The following is a 25,880-nucleotide window of genomic DNA, read 5'->3' as shown; positions in this document are numbered from 1 at the left end:
GTGTTCGACATACGCAGCCGCAGTAGCGGCGCACTTCCTTGAGGTGAGGAGAAAACGCGATGACGATTGTGGCTCCCGCGTTCCGACCAGAAACTGCCACCGATCCGCGTGACCCGCTCGGGCGGCTCCAGCGCTTCTTCGATCCCGGAACCGTGCTACCGCTGCACCCGCGCGACAAGTCCGGTGTGCTCGCCGCGATCGGTGAGGTGGACGGTGTCCGCACGGTTGCCTACTGCTCCGACGCCACCGTCATGGGTGGCGCGATGGGTGTGGAGGGTTGCAAGCACATCGTCGACGCGATCGACACCGCCATCGATTCCGCGATTCCGGTGGTCGGCATCTGGCATTCCGGCGGCGCTCGCCTGGCCGAGGGTGTCGAGGCGCTGCACGCGGTCGGTCTGGTCTTCGAGGCCATGGTTCGCGCGTCCGGCCTGGTGCCGCAGATTTCGGTGGTGCTCGGCTTCGCGGCCGGTGGCGCCGCCTACGGTCCGGCGCTGACCGACATCGTGATCATGGCGCCGGAGGGGCGGGTCTTCGTGACCGGTCCCGATGTGGTGCGCAGTGTGACCGGTGAGCAGGTCGATATGGCCACCCTGGGCGGTCCGGAGACACACGGCAAGAAGTCCGGTGTCACCCACATCGTCGCCAATGACGAGGCCGATGCGCTGCACCGTGGTCGGCGCCTGGTGTCGATGTTCGCCGAGCAGGGCGAATTCGATCTGGTCGCGGCCGCGCACGGTGATGTCGATCTGAAGGCGATGATGCCGGAATCGGCCAAGCGCGCCTATGACGTGAAGCCGATCGTCCACGAGTTGCTCGACAACGTCGACGGCGAGTCCTCGTTCGAGGAGCTGCAGGGCGGTTACGCGCGCAGCATCGTCACCGGTCTCGGACGGCTCGGCGGGCGCACCGTGGGCGTGCTCGCCAACAATCCGATCCGCCTCGGTGGCTGCCTGAACTCCGAAAGTGCCGAGAAGGCCGCGCGTTTCGTGCGGTTGTGCGACGCGTTCGGCATTCCGCTCGTGGTGCTCACCGATGTGCCCGGGTACCTGCCCGGTGTCAGCATGGAGTGGGAGGGTGTGGTGCGGCGCGGCGCGAAGCTGCTGCACGCATTCGCCGAGGCCCGGGTGCCGCGGGTCACGCTGGTCACCCGCAAGATCTACGGTGGCGCCTACATCGCGATGAATGCCCGTTCGCTCGGTGCGACCGCGGTGTACGCCTGGCCCGGTTCCGAGGTCGCCGTGATGGGCGCCAAGGCCGCGGTTGGCATCCTGCACAAGAAGGCCCTCGCGGCCGCGCCGGAGGAAGAGCGTGAGGCGCTGCACGAGCGTTTGACGGTCGAGCACGAGCGCATCGCCGGTGGTGTCGAGCGGGCCATCGCGATCGGTGTCGTCGACGAGGTCATCGATCCGGCCAAGACCCGCAGCACCATTGCCGCGGCATTGGCGGCGGCGCCGGTGCGCAAGAGTCACCACAAGAACATTCCGCTGTAAATCCAGCGGCGAAAGCGGGCTTCGGGATTTCCCGGGGCCCGCTTTTGGTTCGTATTGTTCTCGATATCGGACCTGGGGTGACGGGCATATATCGATCGGGTTTCCGCGCGGCAATGTAGTTGAAACTTTGGTGATACGAATAACTCGTACGTTGCGCGCATGAGCGTGACGATCGAATCCACCGCAGCAACCGACCTGGTGCGCAAACCGCCCTGGTATCGATCGCTATTCCTGCAACTGCTGGTGGCGATCGTGGCCGGAATTCTGGTCGGCAAGCTGTGGCCCGACTTCGGGGCGGATCTCAAACCGCTGGCCGACGGATTCATCAAGCTGATCAAAATGGTGATCGCGCCGATCATCTTCTGCACGGTGGTGCTGGGCATCGCCCATGTCGGCGATATGAAGTCGGTGGGCCGGATCGGTGTGAAGGCGCTGATCTACTTCGAGGTGATCACCACCTTCGCACTGCTCTTCGGTTTGCTGGTCGGCAACCTGGTGCGACCGGGTGCGGGCTTTCATGTCGACGCGCAGACCCTGGCGACCGGTGCCGAGAAGATCGCCAAGTCCACCAAGAACGGCGAGCTGCCGCATACCGTCGACTTCTTGCTGAATATCATTCCGGCATCGGTGATTTCGGCATTCGCGGAGAATGCGCTGCTACAGGTTTTGTTCTTCGCGGTGCTGTTCGGCTTGGCGTTGGCGAAGTTCGGCGAACACCGGGGGACGGCAGCCGGCGGAGCCGGTGGGGTGGGTAAGAATAGCCCGCCGGTCATTCTGGAGGCGGTCGATCACATCGGGAAGATCTTCTTCACGATCATCGGCTGGATCATGAAATTGGCGCCCCTTGGTGCGTTCGGCGCGATGGCCTACATCGTTGGGCAGTACGGACTTTCCGCGCTCAGCAGCTATGGCAAGCTGATCGCCTGTTGCTATGGGGCGGCCGTGTTGTTCCTGCTGGTGCTCGCGGTGGTCGTGCGGGTTTTCGCGGGGGTGAGCCTGTGGAAGCTCCTCAGATACATCAAGGACGAACTGTTTCTCGCGCTCGGCACCGCGTCGACCGAGGTGGTGCTGCCGCGGATCATGATCAAGCTGACCGAAGCCGGTTGCTCACGAGCCACTACCGGGCTGGTGATACCGACCGGATATTCGTTCAATCTCGACGGTGCGACGCTGTATCTGTCCATCTGCGTGCTGTTCTTGGCGCAGGCGCTCGGGGTGGATCTGAGTCTCGGCGAGCAGATCACGGCCGTCGGCGTGCTGATGTTGACCTCGAAAGGTATGGCGGGCGTGCCGGGTTCGTCATTCCTGGCGCTGTCGGCGACGATCACCGCGATCGGGCACGGATCGATTCCGGTGGCTGCGGTCGCACTGCTGCTCGGGGCGGATCGGCTGATGGATTCGATGCGGGTCACGGTGAATCTGCTCGGCAATTGCGTCGCGACATTTGTGGTCGCGAAGTGGGAGGGGCAGTTGGATTCGGAGCGGATGCGCAAGGTGCTGGACGGGGAGGAGGTGCCGCCGTTGGAAGACAAGGATCCGATGGTCGCCTACACCGCTGAAGAAGCTTGACCTCGGTGCCCGGCGGGCAAAGCCGCCGCCGGGCGCCGCGGGCTCGGTAGCATCGACAGGTGCGCTACGAGGAACTTGCCGATGAGCCGTGTTCGATCACACGGCCGCTGGTGATCCTGGGCGATCGCTGGACCCTGGTGATCCTGAAATATTCGTTCGCGGGCGTCCGGCGGTTCAACGCGTTCCAGAGCGCGCTCGGCATCTCCCGGAGCCGGTTGCAGGATCGGCTCGATCGGCTGATCGAGCACGGGATTCTGGTCAAACAGAAGGCGTCCGTCGGCACGCACGAGGAGTACCGGCTGACGCCGAAGGGACACGATATCTACCCGATCCTGATGGCGATCCGGGATTGGGGCGATACCTACATGGCACCCGACGGTCCGCCGGTGCACTACCGTCATTCGGACTGCACCGGCGAAGGACATATCAAACTCGAATGTGACTCCTGCGGAACCGAACTCACCGCACGCGACATCTCCGCCGAGCCGGGTCCCGGCTTTACCTCCGAAGACGGACGTCAGGCTGGCTGACCGGCGGCGGCCCGATTATGAACCGAGGCGGGCCTTTTCGGAGGGGTTGTCGCGGCTGACGCACTCCTGGTACGGGTTCGGGGTGCCGATGTGCTCCTGGCAGTCCCAGGTGCTGGTGCCGACCGTGATGGGGATGACGAAGCCGACGTCCCACAGATCCGATTGCACGGCATAGGCATTGGTGACCGCGATGGCGGTGGGGCAGGCGGCGTCGCCCCTGGTGGTGACGGCCGAGACGGCCAGGTCGAAGGGGCCCGCGCCGCAGGAGATCGTGGTGGGCTCGGCGACCGGTGGGGTGGTCGGCGGCGAGGTGGTGATTGTGGTCGGCGGCTCGGTGGTCGGGGTTGCCGCATAGGTGGTGGTGGGGTGTGTGGTTGTCGCACGCGCGGTGGTGCTCGTGGCCTTGGCGCTGTTGTTGTTCTCCTTGTCGCAGGCCGCCAGGCCGAGCATGAGAACCGCGGCCGCGATGACTGTCGAGAGTGCACTGATGGAACGCATAAAAGCCGACCTCCTCGTTGTGCAATCAACGGCAGGGGGTTGCCGAACCCACCCCCGATTCGTTCCGCCACCCTAGCGCGGTGGGCAAGCGCACGGGCGATGTTCCGTCGGGGTGCCGATCAGGGGTACAGGTCGGGCGGCCCAGCCCGGTCGGAGGTCTCCGATCGGTGGGTACGTGGGGGATACACGATGTCGGGGGCCTGCGAAACAACGATCGCGGCGTCAGGCGCTGTGCCAGGTTGCGACCTGGTCCAGGTCTTCGCGGGCGGTGCGGAAGGCATTGACCGGGTGGTCCGGGTCCGGATAGCCGAAGGAGATCGCGGCGACCACTCGGCGGTTTTCGGGCAGGTCGAAGTAGGTGCGCAGGAAAGGGGAGTAGGAGGCGAGGGCGGCTTGGGGTGCGGCACCGAGGCCGAGGCTCTGGGCCGCGAGCAGGAAGGTGCCGATGTAGAGGCCGCAGTCGATGGCGCCGTAGACGCCGAGGTCGGCTTCGGTGGTGACGATCGCGACGTGCGGGGCGTCGAAGAGTTCGAAGTTGCGCATGGCTTGGCGCATGGTGCCTGCCTGATCTCCCTTCACGATGCCGACGCTGTCGTAGAGCTGTAGGCCGCATGCGCGTCGACGGTCGCGGTAGGCGCCGGTGTACCGCGCGGGAAAGGCGAAATCCGGTTCCGGTGCGGCGATTGCGACGTGTTCGAGGAGTTCCTTGCGGAATCGGTCGGTGCCCGCGCCCTCGGTGAGGACGATCTGCCAGGGCTGGGTATTGCACCAGGACGGGGTGCGCTGAGCCAGTCGCAGTAGCGCCTCGATGGTGTCGCGGGGGACCCGGTCGGATTTGAACTGACGGCAGGTCGATCTGGTGTCGAGGATGTGGCTCAATGCCGTGAACTCGTCGGTCTGCAGGCTGGTCGGGCTCATGGGCACCCTCTCGAATTGGTCTTATTTCGAGACTGAACGCTAGCATCTGTGGTCTCGTTTTGGAACCGGCGAGGGGGGATCATCGGGCGTATGGTGTTGGCTGCCGAAGTTAATATGGCGGTTACATTCGTGGAACCGGTTGGGGTGCATAAGCATTGACCGGGCTCGAAAGCGAAAATGCTTGGCCCACTTCGGGATACGCGGCGCACCGAGCGCCGGAAGCGAGGTTCGGGCGGTCGGGGTAATTCGGTGAAAGGTGCCACGCGGGTCCGATTCGGCTCGTAGTCTCCCGGCTAGACTGAAAAGCAAATGCTCCTGATTTATACTGGAACGGGGATTGTCTTGAAGGTTCGTCTTGCGGCCGTGTTCGCCTGCGGTGCAGTGCTTCTCGGTGTCACCGGATGCAGCGGGGGTACCCAATCGCATGGCGATCACACCCCAACCAGTGTGCCGGTTGAGACCAGTGCACCGGCGCCGACCAGCGCCGCGCTCCAGTCGACCATCGCATCCGAAGCCCCGGCTCCGCCCGCGCCGGAAGCGACATCGGTAGCGCCGCCGCCCGCCGCGGCACCGGAACCGCAAGCGCCACCGGCTGTGCAGGCGCCGCAGCCCGAACCCGCCAAGCCCGCACCGACATTGACCGCCCCCGGATTCGAACCGCGCGCGGGCTACTGACAGCGGAGGAACACCGTGAACAGCAAGCTCTCTCGTCGTTGTGCCAGATGGCTCGGGGTGGTGACGGCGACCGTGGCGGCTGTGGCCGGATTGCCCGCGGCGGAGGCGGCTCCGCCCGCCGCGCCGGGTAGCGCCCTGGTGGTGCTCGGCGATTCATTCGCCGCCAATGGGTTTCGCTGGGAAGCCGATGCGAAGGAGTGTCTGCGCGGACCGACTTCGTGGCCGACACAGCTGAGCCGATTGATGGGTGTCGCGGGTGGCTCCGACTTCGTGGACGTGTCGTGCTCCGGCGCGGCGATCGAGACCGAGCGGGGTTATTCGCTGGTACAGGAGGCGATCAACGCCGATAAGGCGGGGGCATTCGGGCCGCGAACCAAGTTGATCGCAGTGCAGTTCGGGCTCAACGACACCTGGGGAGCGAATCCGGCCACACTGTGGACCTCGCTGGTTCCGTGCATCTTCAATGTCGCCGAGGGGTGTGGGTTGGAGGCCGCCGCACAGGGGCGGATCACCGACTATCGGGGTGTATCGGGTGCGCAGTATGCCGAACGCATCCGCGCGGTGGTCGAATATCTGCGGTACTACGCGCCGCAGGCGAAGGTCGTGTTGGTCGGCTATCCCGAATTGTTCCCGGCCGGGCAGAGTTTCACCTGCGTCAGCGTGCTCGGCGTCGGGCAGTACGTGCAGCCGCGGGGTGCCGGGCTGGTCGAATATCTGGATCGCATCGATGCGGCGCAGCGGGACGCGGCGACGCAGCTCGGAATCGAATACTTCGACTCCAGGGCGCTGACGGCCGGTCACGGATTGTGTTCGGCGCAGCCATGGTTGAACGGTGTGCTCGATCCGCGCGCGGATCCGGTCGGGATTCCGTTTCATCCATCGGCGCACGGGGATTCGGTGATCGCTGGAGCGCTGTACGAGCGGTACGGCAAGTGAGGACCGAGCCCACGGCGGACCCCGCCGAGGCACGGCCCGCACTCCCTTCGCTGACCGGTGCGCGATGGTGGGCCGCGTTCGCGGTATTCCTGTTGCACGCCTTGGTTTTTCTGCCGGTCTATCCATTTCAGAAGTCCGAGTTGTTCCGGCAGATCCACCAGGTGATGCCGATGCAGCTGGGCGCGGCCGGGGTCACGTTCTTCTTCGTGCTGTCCGGGTTCATCATCTATTGGTCGTTCCGGCCCGGAAATTCGGTGCCGCGCTTCTATTGGCGGCGGGTGCTGAAGATCTATCCGACGCATCTGGTTGCGACGGTGGCCTTCATCGTGGTCGCGAGTGTGCCACTGTCGCGGCTGGTGGTGTGGGCACCGAATGTGCTGCTGATCCACACCTGGGTGCCGAAGTGGACGACGGTGGGCGGGCTCAATGTGCCGTCCTGGTCGCTGGGTGCGGAAATGCTTTTCTACCTGAGCTTTCCGCTCGCCTTGCCGCTGGTGCGGCGCATTCGCGGGGAGCGCGTGTGGTGGGTGATCGCCGGTTTGCTCGTGCTGATCCTCGCGCTGCATACGGCGTACTTCCTGTGGGTACCGGGTCCGAAGGGCATCGCGAATGCCTTTGCGCCACGGCTCGTTCCGGGAGACGTGTCCCCGTACTTCGAGTTGCACGCGTCACCGGCCTGGTTCGCGCAGCCGGATATCCCGGTGGCGCCGTCCTATTGGCTCAGCTACACATTTCCGGCGTCGCGGCTGCCCGAATTCTTCCTCGGGGTACTCGCCGCGCGGCTGGTGCTGGAGGGGCGCTGGCGCAACACCCGTCTGGATCGGCCGCTGCTGGCCTTGGCCGTCGCCTTCGCGGCCACCTGGGTGGTGCCGGTGAACTACAAGATGTCGGCCCTGCTGCTGGCACCGATGACCGCGGTGGTAGCGACGCTCGCGGCACGGGATCTGGCTGGTCTGCGCGGCCTGAACGCCTCGCCCAGGATGGTGTGGCTCGGCAATATTTCCTTCGCCTTCTATCTGATCCAGTTCCCGGTCATGGTGCTGATCACCCGGCTGTTCATCGGCGGACGACAGTTCGGCCCACTCGGCTGGCTCGGGTTCGCCGGGCTGAGCCTGATCGTCGCGATAGCGGCTGCGGCCGCGATCTACCGCTGGGTAGACGAACCGCTGATGCGTCGCTTCGCTGGCCGCCGCGCGGTGCGTCTGCCCGCGACGCCGCGAGATCCGGTCGACCGCGTTACCGCCTCGGTTCGGCCGTGACGAGGCAGAATCCCAGGCATGACTCCCGGCGAGCCCGCCGCGCGCGACCGCAAACGGCACGGTAGGCACTACACGCCACCCGCCCTGGCGCGCTTTCTCGCGCAGCGGCTGCTCGCACATGCGCCGCCGCCACTTGACGTCGGGACGTCGGGAGCCGCTCATGTTGTGGCGCCGGACGTGCGGGCGGCAGTGCCGGGACCTCATCAGCAGGCGCGACGGGCCGCGTTGTCCGGGGCCGGGACGTCCGATGGAGAGGTGCGGGACACGACAGCCCTCGGCGCTGGAGTGTCGGCCCCGAGCGCAGGGGTGCTACGGGTGCTCGATCCGGCCTGCGGGGACGGCGAGCTGCTGCTGGCGCTGGATCAGGTTGCGCGGGAGTTGGTGCCGGGGGTGCGGGTGGAATTGGTGGGGTATGACCTGGATGCGGCCGGGGTGGCGGTGGCCCGGGAACGGGCGGCGGCCGCGGGGGTCGCGATCGAGTGGCATATCGGGGATTTCCTGACCGAATCGGCGGGGATCGCGGCGGGGTCGTTCGATGCGATCATCACCAATCCGCCTTATGTGCGGACTCAGCAGTTGGGTGGGCCGACCGCGCAGCTGCTCAGCAAGCAGTTCGGGTTGCAGGGGCGGATCGATCTCACGCACCCGTTCGTCGCGGTCGCGCCGCGGCTGCTGCGGTCGGGTGGGGTGCTCGGGTTGCTGTGTGCCAATCGGTTTCTCACCACAAAGGCCGGTGCGAATATTCGGAGTCTGCTGCGCACCGAGTTGGCTCCGGTCGAGCTGTACGACCTCGGTGATACGAAGTTGTTCGAGGCGGCGGTGCTGCCCGCGGTCACCATCGCCACCCGGACGGCAGCCCGCGCGGTCTGCCGCTATGTTTCGGCCTACGAGGTCGATGCCGCCGAAATCGTCGGCGGAACAGATCTTTTCGAGGCGCTGGCGGCCGAACACAGTCACTGTGTCGAGCACTGCGGGCGCACTTTCGCGGTCGAGGTCGGTACGTTGGCGACGGGCGATCAGGCGGTGATTCGTTGGGCATCCGGTGATGGGAAAACGGGTGATCGAGCAAACCGAAGCGATCCGGTGGTATCGGGCCCGGTGGTCGCTTGGCGGGTTGCCGATTCCGGTCGTGGTGACGACGTGGACGCGGCGGAATCCGTTGCTCGTGACGCGGACGGGAACAGCGGCGCGTGGCGAATGTCCCGGCCGGAGGTCGACAGGTGGTTGGCCGAGGTGGAGGCGGGGACCTGGCGGACCTTCGGCGCCGTGGGGCGGATTCGGGTGGGGATCAAGACAACTGCGGATCGGGTGTTCATTTCCGATCGGTGGGCGCAGGTGCGGCCGCGGCCGGAGGGGGAGTTGCTATTCGATTTGATCACCCATCAGGATGTCGATCCGTGGCGGATCTCGCGTGCGCGTGACGTACAGGTGCTGTATCCGTACGACCCTGCGCAACCCGCACGGATGCCGGTTGACCTGCGAGAATTTCCCCGGGCCGCGGCATATTTGGAGTCGCATCGGGAGACCTTGGCAGGCCGGAAGTATCTGACCGACAGCGGCAGACAGTGGTTCGAGATCTGGGTGCCGCAGCGACCGCATCTATGGCGGGTGCCGAAGGTGGTCTTTCCCGACATCAGCGAGCGGCCGCGATTCGCCCTGGATCGGTCCGGGGCGGTGGTGAACGGGGATTGCTATTGGATATCGCTGGCCGATCTCGGTGTGGACGGCGCCGCGGAGCGGTTGGCGTATTTGCTGATGGGCGTCGCGAATTCGGCGTTGGGCCTGCGGTTCTACGATGCGGTGTGCGGGAATCGGCTGTATTCGGGTCGGCGGCGGTGGATCACCCAGTATGTGTCGCGGCTGCCGCTGCCGGATCCGACCACGATGCGGGCGGGTGGCGTCGTCGAACTGGTGCGGGAATTCGTCGACGACGGCAGGGAGCCCGACGCGAATTCGCTCCGCCTGCTCGATGAATGGGTGGCGGCGGCCTTCGGCACCCGGATGTTCGAAATGCGTTGAGTTATGCGGTGGCCCGGACACCGACCATCGGCAGCAACGTGCGTCGCGCGAAATCTCGACCCGCCGCCACATCATCGATCGGAATGAGCCCGTCGGGCGTCAATGCCAGCGACAGGGCCAGCCGCGCCATGATCTCGGCGACGAGTTCGAAGTCGAAATCGTCATCCGCACCGCTGCGGAGTTCGCGCAGTTTCTCCGCCAGATAGCTGCGCCCGACTGCGATGATCGGTCCGGCCTCGGTGGTCAGTCGGGGCAGGATGAGATCGGGTTCGGTGCGCAGCAGTCGCCGCAACAACTCGTTGCCCGCGATCTCGGTGATGACCGCGACGAAGATCTCGATCAACTGTTCCTCGACGCCGTCGACCTTCTGCACCCGCTTATCGATCTCGGCGACGAAACGCTGCGCCTCGCGCACGCTGACAGCCTCAACCAGATCGTTCTTCGATTCGAAGCGGCGATACAGGGTGGCCGGGCTGATTCCGGCGCGCCGGGCGATCTCGCCCATGCTGGTGCGTTTGATGCCGAAGTCCAGGAACGCCGACAGCGCGCTCTCCAGCAGCTTCTCACCGTCGCTGACGGGCTTTTCCAGGATGCGCTGCAGGATGGGCGGAACGGTCGGCATCGAAGCTCCAGTCGAATCGGCTCGCCGACGCCGATGGTGTCTGGGCGTCGCGACGGTGCGGGTGCGTGCCGTTCATTATTTCACCGGGTCGCGGCGGTTCGACCGCGGATCGGCACCAGAGCTCGACCGACGACAGGCAGACGCGCGACTATGTGCGCGGCAGATCCAGTTCCGCCATCTCCTTTTCGATCGCATTGGCGGCGAAATCCACCCCGCTGGAGCGCAACTCGTGCACTCGCCGCTGTAGCGCCTCGATCCCACCCGGCTGGGCCGCGATATCGGCCACGCTGATCCGCCCCGACGGCCGGTGCATACTCTGCTGCACGTACGCCACCGTGTTACCTCCTGCCTGCACGCCCTGCGGCCACCATCCCGGTGGGCTCGCCTCCGCGCTACAGGCCACTCGACAGCTGTGTCGGCGGGAGACCCCGGGATACCGGGCACGCTGGCAGAATGCTATCAGCGATTTAGTTTGGTCAATTGATCAGTGTGCTCTGTCTCACACCTGTTTCGCGTCTCGGTGGTTGGCCATGTTGTGTAGGTACACAGCGCTGTTGATTCGGATCCCGTCCTGCTCGGCCTCGCTCAACTCGCGACGCACCTTGCCGGGCACCCCCGCGACCAGCGAGCCGGGCGGAATCTGCGCACCCTCCGGAATCAGGGCATTGGCGGCGATCAGGCTGCCCGCGCCGATGACCGCGCCATTGAGCACCGTGGCGCCCATGCCGACGAGCACATCGTCGCCGACGGTGCAGCCGTGCAGGATCGCATTGTGTCCCACCGAAACTCCGGTGCCGACGGTGAGCGGGAAGCCGGGGTCGGCGTGCAGTACGCACCCGTCCTGAATATTGGTGCGCGCGCCGACGCTGATCGCCTCGAGGTCACCGCGCAGTACCGCGCTGTACCAGATGCTCACCTCGGCGGCGAGTTGCACGCGTCCGATTACGGTGGCGTTCGGTGCGATCCACGCGGTCTCGTCGATTTCGGGCGTATGTCCGCTTACCTCGATCCTCATGCCGAAAACATAAGGGGACCGAAAGCGGCGGACCCGACGGGGGTGGGCGAACGCGGCTGGAGCTGGCTACTCCGCCGGGACCGGTGTGCCCGAGAACAGCGCCCGGTGCGCGGCCGGGCTGGTGCCGAGAATGCGGTGGAAGTGGTGGCGCAGGCTGACCGCGGTGCCGAAGCCGGTCTCGGCGGCAATGCGATCCATGGTGTCGGTGGTGGATTCCAGGAGCAGCCGGGCGCGGTCGGCGCGTTGTTGCAGCAACCATTGCTGCGGGCTGTTGCCGGTGCGTTCGCGGAAGCGGCGGGTGAAGGTGCGTCGCGACATGAGCGCGATGCGAGCCCAATTGTCCAGGTCGATCGGTTCGCCGAGATTCGTTCGCGCCCAGACCATTGCGCGTTCGATCGGATCGTCGTCGGCGGCTTCGGGCACGGCGACCGGTATGTACTGGGCCTGGGAGCCGCTGCGGTGCGGTGCGGTCACGAGCGACCTGGCCAGTTCGGTGGCGGCCCGGCTGCCGAGGTCGTCGCGGACCAGGTGCAGGCAGCAGTCGAGGGCGGCGGCGACGCCCGCGGAGGTGACGATGTCGCCGAGGTCGGTCCAGAGGGTGTCGGCGCGGACTCGGACCTTCGGATAGGTCGCCGCCAAATCGGCGGCCGCGGCCCAGTGCGTGGTGATTTCCCGACCGTCCGCCAGACCGCTCGCCGCCACCGCGAAGGAACCCAGGCACAGGCCGACGATCCGGGCACCCCTGGCGTGAGCTCGATGCAGTGCGTCGCGCAGTTCCGCCGAGATGCCCATATCGCGCTGCCAGCTCGGTATCACCACCATGTCGGCGCGCTCGAAGGCGTCGAGTCCGGTCTGCACGACGATGTCGAAACCGGCCGGGGTCCGCAGGGTGCCGGGATTTTCGGCGCACACCTCGACGCGGTAGTCGGGTGTGCCCTCGGTGCCGACCCGGCCGAAGACCAGCGTCGGTACCGACAGGTGGAAGGGGATAACCCCGTCGAAGGCCAGGGCGGCGACGGAACGCATGGCCCGATCTTATCGCTAAGCGGCTCACGGGCCACTATTGATCGAATATCGGGACGACAAGTATTGATCCCATGACCGAGACGATTGCACGCACCACCATCGAAGCCCTGCACATCGGCGGGCCGACCCTGCGCTTCCGGTACGGCACCCTGACTTGGCTGACCGATCCCACCTTCGACGCCCTGGCGACTACCCCGGCCCGATCACGCTGCACAAGCTCACCGGCCCTGCCGTTTCGGTGGACCAGGTGGGGCCGGTGGACGTCGTGCTGCTGTCGCACGACCAGCACGACGACAATTTGGACCACTCCGGCCGTGAATTCCTCTCGACCGTGCCGACCGTCTTGTCGACGCCGGATGCGGCCGATCGCATCGAAGGTGTTCGGGGACTGGCGAATTGGGAGACCGTCACGTTGGGTGACGTGCGCGTGACGGCTGTGCCCGCACTGCACGGGCCCGAGGGGTGCGAGTCGCAGACCGGCGTGGTGACCGGGTTCGTATTGCAGGCCGAGGGGCTGCCGACCGTGTACGTGTCGGGTGACAATGCCTCGGTCGAGGTCGTCGAGCAGATCGTGGCGCGGATCGGCCGGATCGATATCGCGATCCTGTTCACCGGTGCCGCGAATGTCGGCCGGTTCGGCGATATCGATCTCACGCTGAACGCTCGTACCGCGGTGCAGGCCGCCGAGGCGTTGGGTGATGCGGTGATCGTGCCGGTGCATGCGGAGGGATGGGCGCATTTCAGTGAGACGCTCGAGCGCCTGGAGCGGATTTTCGGATACGCCGGGCGGGGCGCGCAGCTGCGCATTCCGAAGCTGGGTGAGACGTTCGCTGTGTGAGCGTCCTCGGAAAAACCGGCGGTGCGCTCAGCGCGGCGGTCATGGCGCCGGGACCGTCGGTGGTCCACGATGGCGATATGAGGATCGCAGTTCCGCGGGAGGTCAAGGAGCAGGAGTTTCGAGTGGCGCTGACCCCGGCCGGTGCCGGGGAACTGGTGCGGCACGGGCACGAAGTGCTGATCCAGGCCGGTGCGGGGGTGGGGTCCGGATTTTCGGATGCCGATTATGTCGCCGCCGGTGCCCGGACGGTGCCCGCCGCCGAGCAGGTGTGGTGGGAGGGCGAGTTGGTTCTGAAGGTCAAGGAGCCGATGGCCCTGGAGTATCCGAGGCTGCGGCGGGAGCAGGTGCTGTTCACCTATCTGCATCTGGCCGCGTCGCGTGAGTGCACCGATGCGATTCTGCGGTCCGGAATGACCGCGATCGCCTATGAGACGGTGCGGGCGGCGGATGGGTCGCTGCCGCTGCTCGCGCCGATGAGCGAGGTCGCGGGCAAGCTCGGCCCACAGGTCGGCGCGTATCACCTGATGGCGCCGCTCGGCGGCGCCGGGCTGTTGCTCGGCGGAGTACCGGGGGTGCTTCCGGCCGATGTGGTGGTGCTCGGCGGTGGTGTCGCGGGGACGAACGCGGCCACGATCGCGGCCGGGATGGGCGCGAAAGTCACTGTGCTGGATACGAATTTGACGCGACTGCGCGAGCTCGACGCGCGGTTCGAAGGGCGTATCTCGACGGTGGCCTCGAATACGGTCGAGGTCGAACGGGCTGTGCTGGCGGCGGATCTCGTCATCGGTTCGGTGCTGGTGCCCGGCGCGCGGGCACCGAAGCTGGTGTCCGAGGAACTGGTTCGCGGTATGCGGCCGGGGTCGGTGCTGGTGGATATCGCCATCGATCAGGGCGGGTGCTTCGCCGGTTCACATGCGACGACGCATGCGAATCCCACTTTCCGCGTGGCTGATTCGCTGTACTACTGTGTGGCGAATATGCCGGGTGCGGTGCCGCATACCGCGACCGTGGCGCTCACCAATGCCACCCTGCCGTATGTGCGGGCGATCGCCGACCACGGGTGGCGGGAGGCGTGCGCGGTGCACCCCGATCTCGCACACGGGGTCACCGCGGATAACGGGCGGCTGTTGTCGGCGGAGGTTGCGGCGGCGCATGGATATTCGATGCCCGAGCCGGTTGGGTTGGCGGGCTGACGTGGTGCGATGGCGGTTCCGCGGACGCGCGATGAGAAGGGCGAACGCGGTGGCTGCGGAATACCTGCGGCGGGTCGTAGTGATCGCATTGCTGCTGGCGCTGTTGCCGTCGGTCGGCACCGCGGTCGCGGCACCGGCGGCGGAGGGCGTCGATCCGGCGGCGGTGGATCGGTATATGTCCGAATACCTTTCCCGGACACGGTTGCCGGGGGCTTCGATCGCCATTACCCATGGGGATCGGGTGGTGTACGTCGCGGGGTACGGTCACGATTCGAGCGGTGCGGCGATCGGTGCGACGTCGCGCATGCCGATCGCCTCGGTGAGCAAGTCCATGACGGCGCTGGCCGTGATGCAGTTGGTCGATGCGGGGAAGGTGCGGCTCGACGCACCGGTGCGTGAGTACCTCAGCGACTTCCTGTTGGCCGATTCGCGCGGTGATCGGATCACCGTGCGGGAGTTGTTGAATCAGACGTCGGGAATGTCGGATACCGCTTTTCCCGATCTGCGGCGGCCGCAGGCGGATTCACTGGCCGGGGCGGTCGAGCGACTACACGCGGCGAAACTGGCCGCCGATCCGGGGACGGAATTCCACTATCACAACCCGAACTACCAGGTGGCCGCTCGGCTGGTGGAGGTGGTCAGCGGGGAACCGTTCGCGGACTACATGCGGCGAAATGTATTCGGTCCCATCGGGATGCGCGACAGCACGACGGTGAATTCGCCGCGCGAGGCCGAGGATGTGACACACGGATACATTCGGGCATACGGCTTCGCGATACCGGTTGCCGAGCCCGATTGGTTCGTCGGAGGTAGCCACGGTGTGATCACCACGGCCGCCGATCTGGCCGCGTGGCTGATCACCCAGAACAATGGTGGCGTGGCACCGGACGGGCACCGGGTGGTGTCCGCGGCGGCGGTGACCGAGATGCACACACCCTCGGGAGTCGGCGACGACGAGTACGGAATGGGTTGGCAGCGCGAACAATCCGATCAGATCGTGCACTACGGTGACTGGTTCACCTACACCGCCGCGCAGGTCCTGGTGCCCGACACCGGATACGGGATCGCTGTCATAGCCGATACCGGCTTGGCGCTCGAGGACGATCCCAGGATCATCGCGCAGGGCTTGGTCGAGCTGACCCGGGGCGAGTCACCGGATGTGCACCGCCCGTGGGGCATCTACGCCGACTGGGGCATCGCACTGCTGACCCTCGCGACTCTCGCTCTCGGTGTGCTCTGCCTGGTGCGATCGCGCCGCTGGGCCGATCGGCAGACCACCCGGCCCAGCTGGCTGATCGCCCTGCGCCAATTGCCCTATCTCGCCCCGATCCCGATCCTCATCGCGCTACCACAGCTCGCCGGTCTGGTCTTCCGCGGCCGAGCACCGACTTTTCTCCAGGTGACCTACGTCTGGCCTGGTCTCGTGGTATTTCTCGGCATTGCCGCGTTGGCGGGCGCGGGTGTTCTTCTCGCTCGCGGTGTCCGGCTCATCATGCTGCGGCGCAATCGATCCGGGCCCGATATCGAGCGAGAAGCGCCCGTGGACCGAGCACCCGCCTAGCCGACAGCGGCCCGCACATCGAAATGTGCGGGCCGCGTGGGTTATTCGGCGTTCGGGCCGAGGTACCAGTCGGGGGCGCCTTCGGTGGGGAGGTCGTGCAGCTTGTCCGGATTGCGGACGACATTGATGGCGACGATGCGGCCGCCGTCGATGGTGAAGGAGAAGACGCCGGTGTGGGTGCCGTCGAAGACGACCAGACCGGGCGCGCCGTTGACCAGGACCGCGCGGCCCCACGCGCCCGCCGCGGACGGTGCGTGGTACCAGCCGAGCAGCATTTTCGCGATGAGTTCGGCGCCGCGCACGGCCTGGCGAATAGCGGGGACCTTGCCGCCGCCGTCGGCGGTCAGGCTGACATTGGCGTCGAGCACGCCGAGCAGCGCGCTCAGGTCACCCGAGCGCCAGGCGACCGCGAAGGCCGAGACGACCTTCTCCTGTTCGTCGGGTGAGGCGGGGAAGCGGGGTGTGCCGTCCTCGACGCGCTTGCGTGCGCGCGAGGCGAGCTGCCGCACGGCCGCAGGCGTGCGCCCGACGACCTCGGCGACCTCGGGACCGCTCATACCGAACACGTCCTGCAGTACGAAGGCGGTGCGCTCGGCGGGGGAGAGGGATTCCAGTACGACCAGCAGCGCCGTGGTGACGCGCTCGTCCTGGGTGATCCGGTCGGCCGGATCGTCCCAGGTCGTAACCTCGGGTTCCGGCAACCATTCACCGACGTACTGCTCGCGCCGGGCGCGGGCCGAACCGAGCTGATCGAGGGCCAGCCGCCCGGTGACCGTGGAGAGCCAGGCCCGCAGATTCTCGATCTCGCCCGCGGTCCCGGCCTCGTACTGGCGCTGCAGTCGCAGCCACGCCTCCTGCACCACGTCGTCGGCATCGGTGAGACTGCCGAGCGTGCTGTAGGCGAGCCTGCGCAGATACGGACGGTGCTCCTCGAAACGCCGAGCCAACTCGGCCTGGTCGATGGGTTCGCCGGAGTGGTCTGCAGTCACTGGTCTCGCCGTTCGGTCGTACGGCCCCGTCAGGGGCGAGCTTATGCGTCCGTCACCCTGATGACGACGCAGGGCTAGCGAGTGTGACATCACGGCCCTCCGAGCGAGTAGGCGGGTCGAGCAGCGATCGGCAGCGCAGCGCTATCTGGACAATTCCGCGCTCGGCACCGAGGGGGCACAGGGCATCGGTCGTATTCGCGGTACGTATCGGTTGAGGATGCGAGCCCCCGTGGGGGCGGACTCGTGCACCGGGCGCGGGCGTGGTCGGGAGGGGGCGACCGGCTACCCTCGCCGGGTGCAGATGGGGACTTCCACGGCGGCCGGGTTGGTGCTCGGGTTCGCCCTCGACCGGGTATTCGGTGATCCACGCCGATGGCATCCGGTGGCCGGATTCGGTACGGCGGCAACTGCGCTGGAGCGGGTTACCTATGCCGATCGGCGTTCGGCGGGGGTCGTGCACGAACTGGTGTTGGTCAGTGCGACAACGGCGCTCGGGCTCGGGCTACGGCGCGGTGGGGTAGTCGCGACCACGCTGGCGACGTGGACGGTGCTCGGCGGGCGCAGCCTCGTGCGCGCTGGACGGGAGATGGCCGACCGGCTCGAGTCCGGTGATGTGGCGGGTGCGCGAGCGCTGCTGCCGTCGCTGTGCGGGCGGGATCCCGAGGTGCTCGATGCGGACGGATTGGCCCGTGCCGCACTGGAATCCATTGCCGAGAACACCTCGGACGCGACGGTCGCGCCGCTGGTGTGGGGTGCGATCGCCGGGACGCCGGGGTTGCTCGGGTATCGCGCGATCAACACCTTGGATGCGATGATCGGCTACCGCAACGAGCGATACCTCCGCTTCGGTTGGGCCGCCGCTCGTGTCGACGATTTGGCGAATCTGTTGCCCGCGCGCGTCACCGGCATGCTCACCGTCGTCCTGGCCGCTGCCGTGGGCGGTCATCCGGCCGACGCGCTGCACGCGTGGCGACGAGACGCGGCCGAACACCCCAGCCCCAACGCCGGGGTCGTCGAGGCCGCGATGGCAGGTGCGCTCGGTGTCCGCCTCGGCGGGCGGACTCAGTACCGCCATGGCGTCGAACTGCGTCCCAGTCTCGGCGACGGCCCTGCGCCCCAGGTGGCAGATCTTCGTCGCGCTGTGCGCATGTCGGAGGCTATCCAGGTCGGGGCGGTCCTGACCGCTGCGCTCTGGGCAATTCTGCGTCGCTGACCCGCTCGCGGACCCGCTATCGGATCGTCCGGTGAGAATCCATGCCGATGTTCACGCTGCGGCGGCGAGGGCGGTTCCTTTGTCCCGAGCCCACCGTCCAGCAGTCCGAGGATCCGCTCCCGGGACCTCGCCTCAAACGTGCGCGGCCAGTGCTCAGCGAGAACCGCCGTAGCGGTCGGCAAGGCGTTGCTCGTTGCTGGATGCCGGTGCGGGGGTTGGGGTTTCGGCCGGGGCGGGTTGCGTGGTAGCGGTGGACTTTCCCTTGCGGCGCTCGCGGATCTCGGCGTAGACGAAGTAGCCGAGGCCGAGGGGAGCCATGATGCCGAAGGCCAGCCATTGCAGGCCGTAGGAGAGATAGGGGCCCGCATCGAGTTGCGGGAGGGGCGTGGGGGTGAAGGCGCCGGGCTGGTTTTCGCTGAGCTGCAGGTAGCCACCGCGTTCGCCGGTGGCGATGACGGTAAGGGGCGCCTGCAGGACGGTCATCTCCTGTGTGGTGTCCACCGAATACACCTGGCGGTAGCCGTCCTGGACCATCGGGTCCTTACCGGGGGTGACGCCCTCGGACATCCGGATGCGCGCCTCGATCTTCCGCGGTCCGGCGGGCGCGTCCGGAATCTGCGGTGGGCGGGAGCCGTCCACGGCCGCGACGAGACCGCGATCGACGAGCAGGATCCGGCCGTCGTCGAGTTTGAAGGTGGCCAGCACCGAGTAGCCGGGCGCGCCGTCGAGGTGGCGCAGGCGGACCAGCACGGTCGAGTTCGGCATGTAGCTGCCGGTCGCCGTGACCCGTCGCCATTCGGCATGCGAATCGGTGCCCTGGTCGTCCAGGACGGTGGCGATATCGATCGGGGCGGCGTCCACCGAATCGGCGATCAGTTGGTTGCGGTGCGAGGTGGTGGTGTTCTTGCCGAGCTGCCACGGTGCGAGCACGGTGAAGCAGAGGTAGGCGAAGGCCGCGACGAGGACGGCCAGGATCAGCCAGCTCGGGCGTAGCAGGAAGGTCAGTCGGCGCATCACAGGCTTCCGTCGGGGACGGGTTCGTAAGAGACTGATTGGTCCGATTTTTGGCTGGGCACTTCGACAGCTAGGGAGCCGTCCGTGTAAGCGACGACGTCTCGGGATGCGTCGACTGTCCGGTCGCGGGCGGATGGGTCGGTGTGGGCCGAGCGAATGGCATCGCCCGGCTCCGTGGCTTGGTCCGTGTCGCCGGTGCGTGCGGCGAGGGCGGCACGAACCCAGTCCAACAGCCCAGGGATGGCGGCCGCGATCTGATCGTGGACCAGGTCGAAGTCGGCGGTGTCGCCGTAGTACGGGTCGGGGACGTCGAGGGCGTCGGCAGCGGGGTCGAAGCTGCGGAGTAGGCGGCGGCGATCCGATGGGATGCCGAGGGTGGCGAGGCGGCGTTCGTGGCCGGAGTCGAGGGCGACCAGCAGGTCGGCGTCGCGGTGCTGGTTGCCGAATTTCGCGGCGACGTGGCCGGTGGGATAGCCGTGGCGGCGCAGGGTGGCATTGGTGCGGGTGTCGGCGTCCTCCCCGGCATGCCAGCCGTCGGTGCCCGCGCTGCTGACCCGCACGCGGTCGGCCAGCCCCTCGCGGTACAGCTGTACCGCGAACATCTTCTCCGCCATCGGCGATCGACAAATGTTGCCGGTACAGACGAACGACACGTGCAACTCACCCACGACAGCCATTCTGGCCGGTCGTCCCGATGGACCGCCACGTAGGGTGTTTTCTCGTGTCAGCGGAGAGTGTCGAGCACGCGAAATTGCGTCATCACGGTGACGTCGATGCGCGCCCCGGCATGCTCGATTTCGCGGTGAATGTGCAGGGCAGTGCGCCGCCGACCTGGTTGCGCAACCGTCTGGCCGCGCGACTCGACGACCTCGGCCGATATCCGAGCGCGGCCGACGAACTCGGCGCACGCACCGCGGTCGCGGCTCGCCACGGACGCGGCACCGACGAAGTGTTGCTGCTGGCGGGCGCGGCCGAGGGTTTCGCGATGCTGCCCCGACTCGCGCCGCGACTGGCCGCGGTGCTGCACCCCTCGTTCACCGAACCCGAACTGGCGCTGCGCGAGGCCGATATCCCGGTGACCCGCGTCGTGCTCGAGCCGCCGTACGCCCTCGACCCGGCGCTCATCCCGACCGCGGCCGACCTGGTAGTGCTCGGCAACCCGACCAACCCCACCTCGGTCCTGCACCCCGCCGACACCATCCGTGCGCTGCGCCGACCGGGTCGGATCATCGTGGTCGACGAGGCCTTCGCCGATGCGATTCCCGGCGAACCGCAGTCACTGGCCGCTGCCGCCGGACCGGACATCCTCGTTCTGCGCAGCCTCACCAAAACCTGGGCCCTGGCGGGTCTGCGCTGCGGCTACTTCCTCGGCGCACCCGAACTGCTGGCTCCCTTGAATCACGGCCGCGCGCACTGGCCGCTCGGCACACTGCAACTGGAAGCGATCATCGCGACCGCCGAGCCGGATGCGGTCGCCGCGGCACAACAGCGAGCACACACGATCGCCGTCGAACGCGACTCGATGATCGAACGACTGACCGCGCTGGGCATACACGTCCACACCCCCGCCGCCGGGCCATTCGTGCTGCTGCGCGTGCCGGACGGTGAACTCCTGCGAAAGCATCTGGCAGACCAGGGAATCGCGGTCCGCCGCGCAGACACCTTCCCGGGTCTCGGAGTGGATTACCTGCGCGTCGCGGTCCGCGGTCCCGCCGAGGTCGATCGGTTGGTAGCCGGAATCCGTGCGGCAGGACTTTGATGTCGGACCTGACGGGTTGTCCTTCGGTATGTCCGCCTCGTGCGGGCGGTGCGAGCGAACCGGATCGGGCGCTGGTCCCGGGCCGTCAGGTGTCGGCAGGTGATCTTGGTGCGGGCGGAAATCGGGATATGGAGGTGGGCGGATGGTGACGACGCTGGCGGATCTCATCGAGGTGCTCGACGCGGCATATCCGCCGAGGTTGGCGGAGTCGTGGGATTCGGTGGGGTTGGTGTGCGGCGACCCGGGTGATGAGGTGACTCGGGTGCTGTTCGCGGTGGATGCCACTGCCGCCGTCGTGGATGAGGCGATCGATTGGCGGGCACAGGCTTTGGTGGTGCACCATCCGCTGCTGTTGCGCGGGGTCGACACCGTCGCCGCCGATACGCCCAAAGGCGCTCTGCTGCATCGGCTCATCCGGTCCGGGTGTGCGTTGTTCGCGGCGCATACCAATGCGGACTCCGCTGATCCGGGAGTTTCCGATGCGCTGGCCGAGACGATCGGTCTCACCGTCACCGGGCCTTTGGATTCGAAACCGCGAGCCGCCGTCGACAATTGGGTGGTCCAGGTGCCGCGTTCGCATGCGGATGCGGTGCTGGCGGCGCTGTTCGCGGCCGGTGCCGGTGGCAGCGGAACCTATCGGGACTGTGCTTTGCGGGTGCCGGGAGTCGGGCAGTTTCGTCCGGTGGCAGGGGCGAATCCGGCGATCGGCGCGATCGGGGAGTTGCAGCAGGTCGACGAGGATCGCCTCGAAGTGATCGCACCGCCCTCGGCGCGCACCGCAGTGCTGGCGGCGCTGCGTTCGGCCCATCCCTACGAGGATCCCGCCTATCACGTCACCGAGCGCGCGGCGTTGCCATCGCGGCTCGGCATCGGTCGAGTAGGCGCCCTGCCCGAACCGGAGTCCTTGCGCGAGTTCACCGCTCGGGTCGCCGCCGCGTTGCCAGCCACCACCTGGGGCGTTCGTGCGGCCGGTGACCCGGACCGCATGATCAAGACCGTCGCGGTGTGCGGCGGCGCGGGCGACTCCTATCTGAATACGGTCGCACGCCTCGGTGTCGACGCCTACGTCACCTCCGACCTGCGCCACCATCCGGTCGACGAACACCTGCGCGGCGGCGGCCCCGCCGTGATCGATGCCGCGCACTGGGCCACCGAATTCCCTTGGTGCGCACAGGCGCAGACAGCGGTCCGAACCGCCCTGCCCGACCTCGAAACCCGCATCTGCACCCTGCGCACCGACCCCTGGACGATCGCCGCCCCGTAATCCGATACCGAACCATCCAGTGCCCCGGCGTGTTCGGGGCGTGTTGCCGGACTTGGTATGTGGTTCAGGTGAGTTGACGCGCCCGCTCGGGGTACAACTACCGCATGAACTACCCGGTGGACTTCGGGATCGTGCAGATCGGTCTGATGCTGATCATCCTGGTCGCGGTCGCGTTGCTGATATCGGCGCTCGTCATGGTGCGCAAGGTCGGATTGCGGGTTTTGCTCGGGCGCGGCGCGGGCGGACTAGCGCTGCTGGTCGTCGCGGTACTGCTGCTGTGGGTGATCACGCTCGTGCAGACATTCCTCGGACTGAGCGGGGAGGTCAAGGCCGCGCACGTGGTGGTGAATCAGGTTGCGGGCCAAGACCACCGGCTCGAGGTCGACCTCACCCTCTACGGCGACGAGCATCATCCCGACAAGCACGAGAAATATCAGGTCGAGGGTGACCTGTGGGTGCTGCAGGCCAATATCGTCGAATTGAAGCCCTGGGTGAACGCCCTCGGCTTCCACTCCGGCTACAAGGTCACCCGCCTCTACGGCCAACGTCTGGACGGCGTCGCAACCACCCAGAACCAGATCTTCGTCAACGGCGACGACCAGGACTTCTTCAACGATATGCGCAACCACAAATGGTGGACCGACCCCTTCGTCCGCTCCGCCTACGGCAACGCCGTAATCGCCACCCCCGGCACCTACGACGTCTTCATCTCCCGCGACGCCATCAAAACCCGCGCCCCCGGCAGCTGACTGTACGAGCCACCATCGTGATCGGCTGATCGCTGCGAGATGGCCTCTCGCCCGCACCCGGCTCGCCAAGAGCGCGCATGACGCGGGCCGTGGCATGTTCACCCGCATGCCGGTGGAGAGAGCGGGCAGGTTGGGGCGCAGCTTCGCGGGGTGGACCGCTTCTCTCCGGTCGGCCAGCCGTGTTCGGTATGTGGCCGGGCCGATGGCACGAAACCGCTGTCCGTCCGGCCGGTAGGAACCCATCGAGACAGCGATACGGCTGTGGTAGGAATCCCCGCCCCGCCTCTGTTCCACGCACTTCTCCGCCACTAGTCGTGGCCCGGACCGGATCACCCACCATCCGGGGTACGGTTGAAGACTGGCATCGCCACCTCGCGTGCCTCCATCCGTCCACAGCGTCCAGGAGTTTGTCCGCGTTGAATGTCGAACCACCTGTCCAGGCCAAGCTGCTCCAGCTCGCCGCCGTCGACGCCGAACTGACGCGGATCGCGCATCGGCGCACCGTGCTGCCCGAGCAGCAGGAGGTGGCGCGGCTCGAGGGCGAGCGGAATGCGCACAAGGATGCGGCGGTGGCGGTCGAGATCATGCTCGACGATCTCGACCGCGATATCCGCAAGCTGGAGGGCGAGGTCGACGCGGTGCGCAAACGCGAGGAGCGCGACCGCGGCATGCTGACCGCCGGTTCGGTGAACGCCAAACAGCTGTCGGAAATCCAGCACGAGCTGGGCAGCTTGGAGCGACGCCGTTCGGTGCTCGAGGACGAGTTGCTCGAGGTGATGGAGCGTCGCGAGGCGTCGGCATCTGATCACGATCACGCGGGTGCACGCCTCAGCAAGACCGAGCAGGAACTCGCCGACGCACAGCGCCTGCGCGACGAGGCGCTGGCGGATCTCGATGTGGCGCAGGGCCGTTGCGATTCCGACCGCAAGGATCTGGTCGCGCTGTTCCCGGACGAACTGCTGAGCATCTATGACCGGCAGCGCACCCAGCACGGCGTCGGCGCCGCGCTGCTGCAGGCCCGCCGGTGCGGCGCGTGCCGGATCGAACTGGACCGCGGTGAGATCGCGCGGATCGCCAAGACCGCGCCGGATGTGATCATGCGGTGTCCGGAATGCGGTGCGATCCTGGTGCGCACCAAAGAGTCGGGTTTGTGAGGTTTCCGGTGCGGGTATCAGTACTCGCGTCGGTCCGCTCCCAGCGACGGATGGTCGGCTGTCGAAGAGGACGAGGGAAACAATGACCGAGCACGAGGTGATCGTCGAGGCCGATGGCGGTTCCCGGGGCAATCCGGGCCCGGCCGGTTACGGCGCGGTCGTCTTCAGTGCCGATCACATCCGAATTCTCGCCGAGCGCAGAGAATACGTCGGTATCGCCACCAATAACGTCGCCGAATACCGCGGGCTCATCGCGGGTTTGGAGGCGGCGGCGGAGTTGGGCGCGCGCGTGGTGTCGGTGCGGATGGATTCCAAGCTGGTGGTCGAGCAGATGTCCGGCCGCTGGAAGGTCAAGCACGCGTCCATGATTCCGCTGGCCGACCGGGCACGCAGGCTCGTCGCCGGGTTCGACAGCGTGACGTTCACCTGGATTCCACGCGCCGAGAACTCCCATGCCGACCGGCTGGCGAACGAGGCGATGGATGACGCCACGCTGATCGGCGAGGTACACGCCGCCGAGCGGCAGTTACTCGATGCGGGCGCGGCCGCTGCCACCATGGCGGAAGAGGTGCGCGAGGCCGAAGAACAGCTGCTCAGCTGGACCGACGAGCCGCAGAGCTCCGCGCGCGGCGTCGAAGAGCGCTTGCCGAGTTGGATCGATGCGGCCCGGGATGCGCAGTCGACCGCATCGAATACCCGAGCCGCCGAAAACTCGCCCGCCTGGACCGGCGCGACGGGCCGCCCGACCCGGCTCCTCCTGCTGCGCCACGGCCAAACCGCCCTCTCGATAGAGCGCCGCTACTCCGGCCGCGGCAACCCACCGCTCACCGACCTCGGCCGTGAACAGGCCGCCCGCGCCGCGAAAATGCTCGCCGCGAAGGGTGGCATCGCCGCCGTGGTCACCTCACCGCTCGGCCGGGCCCGTGAGACCGCCGAAGCCGCCGCGACCGCACTCGATATCCCGGTGCGCGTCCTCGACGGCCTCACCGAAACCGACTTCGGCGACTGGGAGGGGCTCACCTTCCAGGAAGCGGCACAACGAGATCCGCAATTACACGCCCGCTGGCTCGGCGATCCCTCGACTCCCGCGCCGAACGGCGAGAGTTTCGACCAGGTGCGCGAACGAGTCGAGGCGGCGCGCCGCGATCTGCTCGCCCTGTATCCCGGCCAGAACATCGTGGTGGTCAGCCACGTGACCCCCATCAAGACGTTGCTGCAGTTGGCGCTCGGGGTCGGTCCGTCGCTGCTGTATCGCCTGCACTTGGACCTGGCGTCGCTCTCGATCGCGGAGTTCTATCCGGACGGCGGTTCGTCGGTTCGGTTGGTCAACGACACGTCCTACCTCTGAGGAAGTTGGGCATCGGACCAAACTCGAATCTTTTCGCGAACCGTGAATTATGGCGCATCGCAATGGATTCGGCCTGTCGAAACGACCCCTTTGGGTTGAATCTCACACGGTAACGTTTCAGACACGGTTATAGCGGTAGGCTTCGGTCGGTCAGGCACAGGCATCCCGCCCCGCCTGTCTGGTCGGGGATAACGAAGGTCTTCGAACAGTGCTGCTCGGGGGGATGAGAGCTGACGAG

General features: G+C 66.9%; 24 protein-coding genes and 1 pseudogene. 16 read left to right on the top strand and 9 right to left on the bottom strand.

Translation table 11 applies throughout. From position 1 onward, the window contains the following. Positions 1 to 59: 59 nt before the first annotated feature. From NP3_RS11400 to NP3_RS11390, 3 genes are all read left to right on the top strand, one after another. The gene (locus NP3_RS11400) at positions 60 to 1,493 is read left to right on the top strand and encodes an acyl-CoA carboxylase subunit beta (RefSeq protein WP_063040458.1); all 1,434 of its coding nucleotides are present in this window, start codon (positions 60 to 62) and stop codon (positions 1,491 to 1,493) included. Between the two features lie 159 nt (positions 1,494 to 1,652). Further along, positions 1,653 to 3,062: a C4-dicarboxylate transporter DctA gene (dctA, locus tag NP3_RS11395; protein ID WP_063040456.1), complete on the top strand. Its 1,410-nt coding sequence runs from the start codon at positions 1,653 to 1,655 to the stop codon at positions 3,060 to 3,062. A 59-nt stretch (positions 3,063 to 3,121) separates the two neighbouring features. After that, a complete protein-coding gene (locus tag NP3_RS11390) occupies positions 3,122 to 3,592 on the top strand; it encodes a winged helix-turn-helix transcriptional regulator (protein ID WP_063040454.1) in 471 nt (156 codons plus the stop codon). Positions 3,593 to 3,607: 15 nt separating this feature from the next. On the opposite strand, the gene NP3_RS49040 is transcribed toward NP3_RS11390, so the two are convergent. Beyond that, the gene (locus NP3_RS49040; RefSeq protein WP_063040452.1) at positions 3,608 to 4,090 is read right to left on the bottom strand and encodes a hypothetical protein; all 483 of its coding nucleotides are present in this window, start codon (positions 4,088 to 4,090) and stop codon (positions 3,608 to 3,610) included. A gap of 222 nt (positions 4,091 to 4,312) precedes the next feature. Continuing rightward, the gene (locus tag NP3_RS11380; protein WP_063040448.1) at positions 4,313 to 5,008 is read right to left on the bottom strand and encodes a nitroreductase; all 696 of its coding nucleotides are present in this window, start codon (positions 5,006 to 5,008) and stop codon (positions 4,313 to 4,315) included. 447 nt (positions 5,009 to 5,455) lie between these two features. Here NP3_RS11380 and NP3_RS47830 point away from each other — a divergent pair, with 447 nt between their 5' ends. Genes NP3_RS47830 through NP3_RS46635 form a run of 4 tightly spaced genes read left to right on the top strand, consistent with a single transcriptional unit; the run spans position 5,456 to position 9,897 of the window. Further along, on the top strand, positions 5,456 to 5,683 hold the full coding sequence (locus NP3_RS47830; protein WP_157124260.1) for a hypothetical protein: 228 nt from the start codon (positions 5,456 to 5,458) through the stop codon (positions 5,681 to 5,683). Positions 5,684 to 5,698: 15 nt separating this feature from the next. Next, a complete protein-coding gene (locus NP3_RS46640; RefSeq protein ID WP_084508455.1) occupies positions 5,699 to 6,619 on the top strand; it encodes an SGNH/GDSL hydrolase family protein in 921 nt (306 codons plus the stop codon). Next, positions 6,616 to 7,878, top strand: a complete 1,263-nt coding sequence (locus NP3_RS11370) for an acyltransferase family protein (RefSeq protein WP_245720895.1) — start codon at positions 6,616 to 6,618, stop codon at positions 7,876 to 7,878. The genes NP3_RS46640 and NP3_RS11370 overlap by 4 nt, the downstream gene beginning before the upstream one ends. An 18-nt stretch (positions 7,879 to 7,896) precedes the next feature. Next, positions 7,897 to 9,897 carry an Eco57I restriction-modification methylase domain-containing protein gene (locus NP3_RS46635; RefSeq protein WP_063040445.1) on the top strand — a complete coding sequence of 667 codons (2,001 nt, stop codon included), beginning with the start codon at positions 7,897 to 7,899 and terminating at the stop codon, positions 9,895 to 9,897. A gap of 1 nt (position 9,898) precedes the next feature. Here NP3_RS46635 and NP3_RS11360 read toward each other — a convergent pair whose 3' ends face one another. The 4 genes from NP3_RS11360 to NP3_RS11345 all read right to left on the bottom strand — a co-directional run bounded on the left by NP3_RS11360 (position 9,899) and on the right by NP3_RS11345 (position 12,560). Continuing rightward, positions 9,899 to 10,519 carry a TetR/AcrR family transcriptional regulator gene (locus tag NP3_RS11360; protein WP_063040440.1) on the bottom strand — a complete coding sequence of 207 codons (621 nt, stop codon included), beginning with the start codon at positions 10,517 to 10,519 and terminating at the stop codon, positions 9,899 to 9,901. Positions 10,520 to 10,667: 148 nt separating this feature from the next. Further along, positions 10,668 to 10,844, bottom strand: a complete 177-nt coding sequence (locus NP3_RS11355) for a hypothetical protein (protein ID WP_245720894.1) — start codon at positions 10,842 to 10,844, stop codon at positions 10,668 to 10,670. Positions 10,845 to 11,018: 174 nt separating this feature from the next. Next, positions 11,019 to 11,534, bottom strand: coding sequence for a gamma carbonic anhydrase family protein (locus NP3_RS11350; RefSeq protein WP_063040438.1), 516 nt, complete (start codon positions 11,532 to 11,534; stop codon positions 11,019 to 11,021). Positions 11,535 to 11,600: 66 nt separating this feature from the next. Beyond that, a complete protein-coding gene (locus NP3_RS11345) occupies positions 11,601 to 12,560 on the bottom strand; it encodes a GlxA family transcriptional regulator (RefSeq protein ID WP_063040436.1) in 960 nt (319 codons plus the stop codon). 154 nt (positions 12,561 to 12,714) lie between these two features. On the opposite strand from NP3_RS11345, the gene NP3_RS11340 reads away from it, so the two are divergent. The 3 genes from NP3_RS11340 to NP3_RS11330 all read left to right on the top strand — a co-directional run bounded on the left by NP3_RS11340 (position 12,715) and on the right by NP3_RS11330 (position 16,152). Next, the gene (locus tag NP3_RS11340; RefSeq protein WP_245720893.1) at positions 12,715 to 13,398 is read left to right on the top strand and encodes an MBL fold metallo-hydrolase; all 684 of its coding nucleotides are present in this window, start codon (positions 12,715 to 12,717) and stop codon (positions 13,396 to 13,398) included. Between the two features lie 77 nt (positions 13,399 to 13,475). Further along, positions 13,476 to 14,591 (top strand): alanine dehydrogenase, encoded by a 1,116-nt coding sequence (ald, locus tag NP3_RS11335; RefSeq protein WP_063040484.1) that lies wholly within the window; start codon positions 13,476 to 13,478, stop codon positions 14,589 to 14,591. Positions 14,592 to 14,622: 31 nt separating this feature from the next. Further along, complete coding sequence (locus tag NP3_RS11330; protein ID WP_063824743.1) at positions 14,623 to 16,152, top strand: serine hydrolase domain-containing protein; 1,530 nt, start codon at positions 14,623 to 14,625, stop codon at positions 16,150 to 16,152. A 41-nt stretch (positions 16,153 to 16,193) separates the two neighbouring features. Here the strand turns inward: NP3_RS11330 and sigJ are convergent, their stop codons facing one another. After that, a complete protein-coding gene (sigJ, locus tag NP3_RS11325; protein ID WP_063040435.1) occupies positions 16,194 to 17,141 on the bottom strand; it encodes an RNA polymerase sigma factor SigJ in 948 nt (315 codons plus the stop codon). A gap of 301 nt (positions 17,142 to 17,442) precedes the next feature. On the opposite strand from sigJ, the gene NP3_RS11320 reads away from it, so the two are divergent. Further along, complete coding sequence (locus NP3_RS11320) at positions 17,443 to 18,354, top strand: cobalamin biosynthesis protein (protein WP_063040434.1); 912 nt, start codon at positions 17,443 to 17,445, stop codon at positions 18,352 to 18,354. Between the two features lie 153 nt (positions 18,355 to 18,507). On the opposite strand, the gene NP3_RS11315 is transcribed toward NP3_RS11320, so the two are convergent. Together NP3_RS11315 and NP3_RS11310 are read right to left on the bottom strand one after the other, a co-directional pair. After that, positions 18,508 to 19,368 (bottom strand): SURF1 family cytochrome oxidase biogenesis protein, encoded by an 861-nt coding sequence (locus NP3_RS11315; RefSeq protein ID WP_063040433.1) that lies wholly within the window; start codon positions 19,366 to 19,368, stop codon positions 18,508 to 18,510. Between the two features lie 215 nt (positions 19,369 to 19,583). After that, positions 19,584 to 20,045: pseudogene (locus tag NP3_RS11310) on the bottom strand (low molecular weight protein-tyrosine-phosphatase); the annotation flags it as partial. A gap of 44 nt (positions 20,046 to 20,089) precedes the next feature. Between NP3_RS11310 and cobC the strand changes: the two are divergent. The 5 genes from cobC to NP3_RS11285 all read left to right on the top strand — a co-directional run bounded on the left by cobC (position 20,090) and on the right by NP3_RS11285 (position 25,642). After that, positions 20,090 to 21,127: an Rv2231c family histidinol phosphate aminotransferase CobC gene (gene cobC / locus NP3_RS11305; RefSeq protein WP_063040432.1), complete on the top strand. Its 1,038-nt coding sequence runs from the start codon at positions 20,090 to 20,092 to the stop codon at positions 21,125 to 21,127. 142 nt (positions 21,128 to 21,269) lie between these two features. Continuing rightward, positions 21,270 to 22,391 (top strand): Nif3-like dinuclear metal center hexameric protein, encoded by a 1,122-nt coding sequence (locus NP3_RS11300; RefSeq protein ID WP_063040431.1) that lies wholly within the window; start codon positions 21,270 to 21,272, stop codon positions 22,389 to 22,391. 104 nt (positions 22,392 to 22,495) lie between these two features. Continuing rightward, positions 22,496 to 23,140, top strand: a complete 645-nt coding sequence (locus NP3_RS11295; protein WP_063040430.1) for a hypothetical protein — start codon at positions 22,496 to 22,498, stop codon at positions 23,138 to 23,140. Between the two features lie 416 nt (positions 23,141 to 23,556). Beyond that, positions 23,557 to 24,294, top strand: a complete 738-nt coding sequence (locus NP3_RS11290; RefSeq protein ID WP_063040482.1) for a zinc ribbon domain-containing protein — start codon at positions 23,557 to 23,559, stop codon at positions 24,292 to 24,294. An 82-nt stretch (positions 24,295 to 24,376) separates the two neighbouring features. Further along, positions 24,377 to 25,642 (top strand): bifunctional RNase H/acid phosphatase, encoded by a 1,266-nt coding sequence (locus NP3_RS11285; protein WP_063040429.1) that lies wholly within the window; start codon positions 24,377 to 24,379, stop codon positions 25,640 to 25,642. Positions 25,643 to 25,880: the final 238 nt, after the last annotated feature.

Source organism: Nocardia pseudovaccinii NBRC 100343, from assembly GCF_001613225.1.
GTDB lineage: Bacteria > Actinomycetota > Actinomycetes > Mycobacteriales > Mycobacteriaceae > Nocardia > Nocardia pseudovaccinii.
Note: the sequence above shows the minus strand (reverse complement) of the source record. Positions and strands in the feature narration are given on the sequence as shown.